Origin of the sequence: Crocosphaera watsonii WH 8501, assembly GCF_000167195.1 — a bacterium.
GTDB classification, from domain to species: Bacteria; Cyanobacteriota; Cyanobacteriia; order Cyanobacteriales; family Microcystaceae; genus Crocosphaera; species Crocosphaera watsonii.
Map to the genome: position 1 here is coordinate 1 of NZ_AADV02000187.1, position 7,594 is coordinate 7,594.

A 7,594-nucleotide genomic window follows, 5' to 3' on the forward strand; every position below is an offset into this window, starting at 1 on the left:
CAGGGGATCCCCGACCCTGATGTTAAATGCCTAAATCCGTAGGGTATTTGATGTCTGCTGGCGCACAAGTCGCATCTAAAATTAGTTTACCTTTATTTTTTATTTTTTCTCCTTTTTCTTGGAGACAATCCTTTTTTTTTACTTCTTTATCACTCTTGTCTATTTCTCTCTTTACTATTTTTTTATTGATTTTGTTTATCAATTCTCCATCAATTCTTTTCCTAAAATGAACTAGCATTGAAGATTCCAGTGGTGGCTCTTGTTGATAACAATTTAAACCTATAAAGTATTGTAGATAGGGATTTTCTCTAATCTGTTCTATAGTTTCTCTATCACTTGTTCCTAATTTTTCCTTAATAATTAATGTCCCTAATGCCATTCTAAATAGTTTGGCTGGTGCACCTTTTTCTGCTGAAAAAAGTTTAGCATATTCTTCCTCAAAATCATCCCAAGGTATCAACTCTGCCATGATTACCCAACGATTATTGGGGGACAATTTGCCCTCGAAAGGTAATTCAAATTTTTCTGGGGGCGGTAAAGGTTGCCCCTCTTTTCGATACATTTGTTCTTGACCAACAACTGGGAGGTGTTTCTACCAATTATAGCGGTTTGTAGCCGACAAAGCTGATCTTTTTTGCGATCGCGAATATGGGTGTAACCTTTTAAAGAATAGGGTTTTGCTTTTATTCAGCAAACCCTACTTAATTGGGTAATCTTTTACAAACATAACTATATATTATTTAAGGTCAAAAGTCAAAAGTAAATATATGCTAGTATTTTTGTATTTACTGGGAATTTTGATTAACAAAAAAAATGATAATAAATGAGCAACGGAAACTGTGCCAATATATGATTCAGTCTAGTTTAGGAGTCACTCCGTACTGAATTATTAAGTAGGGTTTGCTGAAAAAGTTTCTCCAAAATTTATGCCACTTTTGACCAAGAATTTTCTGACAAATCAATAAGTTTTAGTACATAAAAATTATTTAAAGTATAATCAAAATTAATGAAAGGCGGTTTGATGAGTTCCCCTGTTCTATTATTAGTAAATAAGGACAAAAAAAGCGACAAAAACTGCCTCAGAAGTTTAGAAAGATTGACAACTAAAAATGTAATAGCAATAGATGTAATGGAGGTTTCAGGGAGTTTTGTCATCACGAGATTTAGGCTAAATCTTCGTTTAGCTTGTCCAAACTTTCCCTCAATAGCATTACGGAAGCATTCATCGGAGTGGGCTTGTTTCTTTTCTTCTTCACTGACATTTTTCGGAGGTCTTCCTAACTTCGGACCACTGATTCTTATCCCTCTTTCCTTACACCAATTTCTGTTTTCCCTAGTTCGATAAATTTTATCTACATGGACGGATTCGGGATAATAGCCAAACGTTTCTTTATACTTTTCTACTTGTTCTTTTAAATGACAAGATTCATTGAAGTTTTCCCAACTTATTTTGTATAGAAACACATAGTTATCTACACAGCTTACTGAGAGTTTAGCTCCAAACTCTATTGGTTTTCCTGCTTTTCCCCTCACTATTGGACGAATATGCCGTTGAGTTAAACTTACAATTCTTTGAGGAACACTCTGGGTCTTATTCTCCCACATTGACTGTTGTTGTTCATAAACTTTTTTGATAGTCTCTAGACAATTTTTCTGTCTTTTACTCAGATTTTCCAGGGAAGCCCCAGCTTGAATTAAGTCTTCTATATTTCCTAAATTTTTCTTAAGGTATTTTAACTGTTTCCCGATAGCTTTTCTTCTTTCTTGATAAGATACTTTTCGTTTTTTAGCTACTTTTAAGTATTCCTTTCTAGCAATTTTTCTAGAAGTTCTCGGCTTTTTTCTCAATTTTACTCTTAATGGTTTATAAAGATTATCTATTATTCTTTCTGTCTCAATTCTGGCTTGATTTAATATGCCTAAATCCGTTGGGTATTTGATGTCTGCTGGCGCACAAGTCGCATCTAAAATTAGTTTACCTTTATTTTTTATTTTTTCTCCTTTTTCTTGGAGACAATCCTTTTTTTTTACTTCTTTATCACTCTTGTCTATTTCTCTCTTTACTATTTTTTTATTGATTTTGTTTATCAATTCTCCATCAATTCTTTTCCTAAAATGAACTAGCATTGAAGATTCCAGTGGTGGCTCTTGTTGATAACAATTTAAACCTATAAAGTATTGTAGATAGGGATTTTCTCTAATCTGTTCTATAGTTTCTCTATCACTTGTTCCTAATTTTTCCTTAATAATTAATGTCCCTAATGCCATTCTAAATAGTTTGGCTGGTGCACCTTTTTCTGCTGAAAAAAGTTTAGCATATTCTTCCTCAAAATCATCCCAAGGTATCAACTCTGCCATGATTACCCAACGATTATTGGGGGACAATTTGCCCTCGAAAGGTAATTCAAATTTTTCTGGGGGCGGTAAAGGTTGCCCCTCTTTTCGATACATTTGTTCTTGACCAACAACTGGGAGGTGTTTCTACCAATTATAGCGGTTTGTAGCCGACAAAGCTGATCTTTTTTGCGATCGCGAATATGGGTGTAACCTTTTAAAGAATAGGGTTTTGCTTTTATTCAGCAAACCCTATTTATATTAACCTCCCTGAAGAATTTAACAACAATTTAGTCTCTGATTCTCCTGCTTTTTGTAAACATTTACCCATTTCATAGCTACCTAAAGCAATTAGTCCCCATTGACTTAAGAGAGAAAACATAACTGACATTATGCTTAACATTTCTAGATTATCATAAGAAGCAACCACACTAAAAATAGTAAATAACCAAGGAGTTACAGCTTTATTGGGATCAAGTTGTAAAATGGCAAATATCAAAGGAGGAATAAACATTAAAACACCAATTACTCCAGTCGCAATCAAGGTAGGTTTAGGCAGTTTAAACAAGAGAATTCGTTGACCTATCACTGCATAAATTATTAAGAGATTCAGAGTAATAAATAGTGCTAATAAAACACCAAAAGGATGATCTAGGGGTGCTATCAATGCTGTGGGGATAAGATAGGCAAACATAATAGCTACATTGAGAGCGATCGCTAGGGGTGAGGGGCTTTTTTCTCCTAAAATTAAATCTCGGACGAGAGAACGGGAATTTTCGGTACTTTCGTGACGATATCTTGCCCAATCATATAAAGTTTGACGATGGGGACTTAAGGCCACCATTAGTAAACAAGCAAAACCAATAATGAACATTTGTAAGATAATAATATTCGCAAAAATATGGTCTTCTATGTCTCCCCAGCGGCCTGATTGAAAGATAAATCCTGTGGTAATAATAATAAAACTAGCTGATATACCATAACTATTTACCTTACTGAGCCATGTTGCGTTAGGATTACGAAAACGTCGGTTTAATGCTTGATTTATCCAATAAATCCAAAGCCCATAATTAGCAAAGATGAAACTAATTCCTAAGAATGAATTCTGCCAAAATTGTTTACCATACCAAGCAAATTGCTCTAGGGTTTCGTAATCAATATCTGCTGTTTTAACAGGAATATAAGTGGACTCAACCAGATAAGCTAGAATTGTCCCTGGATAAAACAACATTAGCCAATCAAAAGGGGTGTGGGAAATAAAATCATGGGAAGAGAAAAGAACACTTGTTGTGATAAAGAGAAACATTAAAACCAGTCCACTGCATAGAAAAGCTTGAAATCCTCCTAACCCCGAACTCACTAAACCAAAAAGTAATGAAAGGCTATAGAAAAATGCACAACTAATAATAATACCTAAATAATAGGCTAAAATTAGACTAGGTGAAATACGTGCTTGAATTCCAGCTATTAAGTGTAGGGGACATAAAATGGCAGATAAAAAGTAGATAATAGAAGGAACACCCAGAATTTTCCCTAAGAGAATATTTTGAGAAGAATGGGGACTTAAACGGATAAAGTTTAGGGTTCCTCTATTTTCCTCTTTAGATAAATCAGCTATCAGTAAATAGGCTCCGGCTGTTAATAAAATAAATAAACCAATGACGCTAAGAACTTTGAAAATATCTAACCACCAAAGTTGCCAGTTAATAACCCAATTTCCTAGTAAATCCTTAATACATGATAACCTATAACTGCTATACCTTCCTGGTGAATTAGCTGTACAATAACGACTACTTTGGGGTGATGTAATGCTATCCATGGGGAGTTGTGCATCAAAAGCTAATAGTAATAAAAATTGAATACCAAAAGCAATAACAGCAGCGATAGATAAATTACGAACTTTAAAGCGTCCTTTTAATTCTCTGATTAGTTGGGGATTCCAGTCCCCAATTTTATCTATATAGGTGACAAGCATTGGCTTTTTTCTCCTAGATTTGTGGTTTAGTAAGTAACATCAATTATGATGCTTGTTTGTGACCTAAATTAAGGAAGATAGACTCTAAATCTTCCTGAGTACAATGAAAGTCTGCAATAGGAATTCCTTGATGAACGAGATGTTTTAATAATTCGGCACTTTCTTCATCTCCTCCTGAAAAATTAACCCGTAAACTGTTTTTTTGAGAGAGAATCTCCCATTCTTCTACTTGAGAAAAGCCTTTTAATTCTTGTTCTAGTTTGGTTAAATCTCCTAATGTTTTGATGATAATTTGTTGATGGGATAATCTTTCGTATAGTTCCTTGAGTGAGGTACTTTCTACTAAAAATCCTAGTTCCATAATACCAACAGAAGTACATAATTCTACTAAATCACTGAGAACATGGGAAGAAATTAAAACCGTCATCCCAACATTTTGCAAGGTTTTGACCACTTCTCTAAACTGCATTCTCGCAATGGGATCTAAACCGGAAACTGGTTCATCTAATAGTAATAAAAGGGGATCGTGTAAAATAGTTCTAGCTAAGCTTAGTCTTTGTTTCATCCCCCGTGAAAGGGTTTTGATATTGCTGTCTTGTTTACTGGTTAATTGGACTAACTCTAGAACTTCTTGAAGACGACGACGACGATGGGGTAATCTTAGATGATATAGTCTAGCAAAATAATCTAAATAATCCCAAACATTGAGGTCTTCATATAAGGGAAAATCATCTGGAAGGTAGCCCAATTTTTGTTTGAGACGGGGGTGACTACTATCCCTTAATAAGCGATCGCCATAAATATGAATTTCTCCTGCTGTGGGTTCTTCAACTGCGGCCAACATTCGGATCAAGGTGGTTTTCCCTGCACCGTTGGGGCCAATCAATCCGTAAACTTCTCCAGACTCTACCTCCAATTCTAGCTTATTGACCGCAATATGGCGTTCAAATTGCTTGGTGAGGTTAGATGTTGCGATCGCTAGTTCTGAGACCATCATAGTTCAGTTATCAGTAAACTTTGAATTTTTAGCATTACTATCATCGATATAGTTAGCTTAGCTTTTATCCGATAAAACGACCACACTAAAGATGACAGTTAAAAAATTGACTATTTCAACTAATACACATTTCTGTAGAGGTTAACCCCTACAATATAAACATCTCTGGTTTTAGTCTGTTAAAAATAAAGTAATACTAATTTTTGTAAAAAATTATTGACTTTTTCAGATTAATCCCCAAGAGTTCTAAAGAGTATTTTAAAATTGAATCATTGAACGTTGACATTTTCGCTTCGATTTGAATAATTATTAATAACCAATTAGACCATAGTTATAGACAAATATTAAGCGGAAGAGACGGCATGAGCTTAATAGGAGAAGATAGTGATGAAAGAGCGACATTTTTTTACCAATTATCTCAAAAATCAGCGCGACTTTGAAGGCATAAGTTTACACCAAGCGGACTTACAAGGATTGAATCTACAACGGATTAATTTAACCCGTGCGGACTTAAGTGGTGCTAATCTCAAATATACAGATTTGAGTGGTGCTTGTTTAGCGCAAGCTAACTTAACCAATGTGGATTTAACCAAAGCTCATTTAGTGGGAGCTAACTTAACAGAAATTAACCTCATTGGTGCAGATTTGAGTGGTGCAGATTTAACTGGGGTTGACTTGACCAATGCTGACTTACGTTGTGCTAATTTAAACAATGTTAATCTCAGTAAAGCTAGATTGCAGAGGTTCATTTAGATGGGGCAGATTTAAGCGGTGCTAAGCTTTGCGGTGCCACTATTGTTAACGCCGATTTGAGTGTTGCTGACACCCAAGAAATCTGTTTAGAAGGCAGTCAACAATGTGAATTAGACGAAACCTTATCCGCACATTCCCCTCATTGGGTGAGTTGGTCCGGTTAATTTTAAATGATAAAAAAATTTCTAAGTCTCTTGTTAGAAAACAAGGGCTTTTTTTAGGCAATATAAAGTTTACAAATCCTGATCTGTAAACTACCCTAACTTACTAAGAAGATAGATTCCAAAGAATTTTAACAATTTTATCAATAATTTTTCAGAAAATTCTTCTATTTACTTAGACCATTTACGTCGTGAAATTTTGTTTGCTAATGCACCGACCATTAAAATACCAAATATAGAACTAGGTTCAGGCACCGACATAGCAGAGAAATTGTCAATCGTTCCGTTATTTATGTCATTTCCTTGGGGTAAGAACCCATCGCTAATATCTGTAGAAATACCCGTAACTCCTGGGGCTAATGGATCATTGTCAAAAAATGATATTTCTGACAATAGATTAGTGCTGGTTTCGTCAAATAAACTTCCCGTTAGTTCATTCCCAATAACTGTAAACTCAGCAAAATAGGTTGTATTTTGATCAAGTGCAACAGATTCCTGTACCAAAGGAGTATCAATAACCCCTCCAACTATTTTACGTAACAATATCTGATCGGTTTCAAAATCAATTCCAAATGAGTAAGTATCAAAAGTGTCCAAATTCGTCCTAGCCAATAATAAAAATCGGTCATTAGTATCCCCATCAGAATTTAACTCAGCAGAAACTTTGACATTTGCAAAACTTATATTAGGATTCAAAAGAGAGCTAGTAGCTGCCCCACCATTTTCTGCTGAGGTATTATTTTTATCGCCCAGTCGTAAAACATTGTTGCCATTAGGTAATGTTTCTAGGAGTTACGCATTGACAGATGGTTTACAATGTGCATAGTCCAAACAGAGAAAGCTATCGCTGTTAACAAAAAGCAAAAAACTGATAAAATAGAGAGGATTATAAGAACTGGAGGTAGATATCCGAACTATAACGAAGAAATCAACGGCTAAATGTCATTTAGAACTCTATACTTACTATTTAATTGCTGAATCCAAATATTCGGGTTGTAATCGTTTATCCGAGATATTTGAGGATTTATCTCATGATAGTGTTAACCGTTTTTTATTAAGAGAAAGCTATAAACCTGTTGATTTATTCAATGAATTTAAACAGCACATTGAACTGAGTGGGGGAACCTTAAGTATTGATGATACAGTCATTGAAAAACTTTATAGTAATCCTAAATTAAGTAAATTTATTGGTTATTTCTGGTCAGGAAATAAACATAAAACTATCAAAGGAATTAATTTAGTTACTTTATTATATACTGACCCTAATGGAATTTCAGTCCCTCTAAATTATCGACTTTATGATAAAGAAGATAATCTGTCTAAAAATGATTATTTTCGGATGATGCTATCGGAAGTTTTAGCTTGGGGACTGAG

Annotated in this window: 6 protein-coding genes and 2 pseudogenes; 3 read left to right on the top strand and 5 right to left on the bottom strand. The window is 34.6% G+C overall.

Annotated elements, in window-relative coordinates:
* Window positions 1-25: 25 nt before the first annotated feature.
* The 4 genes and pseudogenes from CWATDRAFT_RS27980 to CWATDRAFT_RS27995 all read right to left on the bottom strand — a co-directional run.
* Window positions 26-562, bottom strand: a pseudogene (locus CWATDRAFT_RS27980) (IS5 family transposase); the annotation flags it as partial.
* Between the two features lie 362 nt (window positions 563-924).
* Entirely contained in the window at window positions 925-2,451 is a 1,527-nt protein-coding gene (locus CWATDRAFT_RS27985) for an IS5-like element ISCwa2 family transposase (RefSeq protein WP_007308147.1), read from the bottom strand.
* Window positions 2,452-2,590: 139 nt separating this feature from the next.
* Complete coding sequence (locus CWATDRAFT_RS27990) at window positions 2,591-4,309, bottom strand: ABC transporter permease (protein ID WP_007308146.1); 1,719 nt, start codon at window positions 4,307-4,309, stop codon at window positions 2,591-2,593.
* Between the two features lie 43 nt (window positions 4,310-4,352).
* The gene (locus tag CWATDRAFT_RS27995; protein ID WP_007308145.1) at window positions 4,353-5,306 is read right to left on the bottom strand and encodes an ABC transporter ATP-binding protein; all 954 of its coding nucleotides are present in this window, start codon (window positions 5,304-5,306) and stop codon (window positions 4,353-4,355) included.
* Window positions 5,307-5,693: 387 nt separating this feature from the next.
* Here CWATDRAFT_RS27995 and CWATDRAFT_RS28000 point away from each other — a divergent pair, with 387 nt between their 5' ends.
* Both CWATDRAFT_RS28000 and CWATDRAFT_RS40655 read left to right on the top strand, forming a co-directional pair.
* On the top strand, window positions 5,694-6,059 hold the full coding sequence (locus tag CWATDRAFT_RS28000) for a pentapeptide repeat-containing protein (RefSeq protein ID WP_007308143.1): 366 nt from the start codon (window positions 5,694-5,696) through the stop codon (window positions 6,057-6,059).
* Window positions 6,041-6,223 (top strand): pentapeptide repeat-containing protein, encoded by a 183-nt coding sequence (locus CWATDRAFT_RS40655; protein ID WP_232287219.1) that lies wholly within the window; start codon window positions 6,041-6,043, stop codon window positions 6,221-6,223. The genes CWATDRAFT_RS28000 and CWATDRAFT_RS40655 overlap by 19 nt, the downstream gene beginning before the upstream one ends.
* A gap of 168 nt (window positions 6,224-6,391) precedes the next feature.
* Here the strand turns inward: CWATDRAFT_RS40655 and CWATDRAFT_RS28005 are convergent, their stop codons facing one another.
* Entirely contained in the window at window positions 6,392-6,916 is a 525-nt protein-coding gene (locus tag CWATDRAFT_RS28005; RefSeq protein WP_007308144.1) for a PEP-CTERM sorting domain-containing protein, read from the bottom strand.
* A gap of 211 nt (window positions 6,917-7,127) precedes the next feature.
* Between CWATDRAFT_RS28005 and CWATDRAFT_RS40660 the strand changes: the two are divergent.
* A pseudogene (locus CWATDRAFT_RS40660) lies at window positions 7,128-7,594 on the top strand (IS701 family transposase); the annotation flags it as partial.

What these genes read in the sequence shown, in the direction of transcription:
- CWATDRAFT_RS27985 (WP_007308147.1), bottom strand. Translation starts at nt 2,451, where the DNA reads ATGTATCGAAAAGAGGGGCAACCTTTACCGCCCCCAGAAAAATTTGAA.
- CWATDRAFT_RS27990 (WP_007308146.1), bottom strand. Translation starts at nt 4,309, where the DNA reads ATGCTTGTCACCTATATAGATAAAATTGGGGACTGGAATCCCCAACTA.
- CWATDRAFT_RS27995 (WP_007308145.1), bottom strand. Translation starts at nt 5,306, where the DNA reads ATGATGGTCTCAGAACTAGCGATCGCAACATCTAACCTCACCAAGCAA.
- CWATDRAFT_RS28000 (WP_007308143.1), top strand. Translation starts at nt 5,694, where the DNA reads ATGAAAGAGCGACATTTTTTTACCAATTATCTCAAAAATCAGCGCGAC.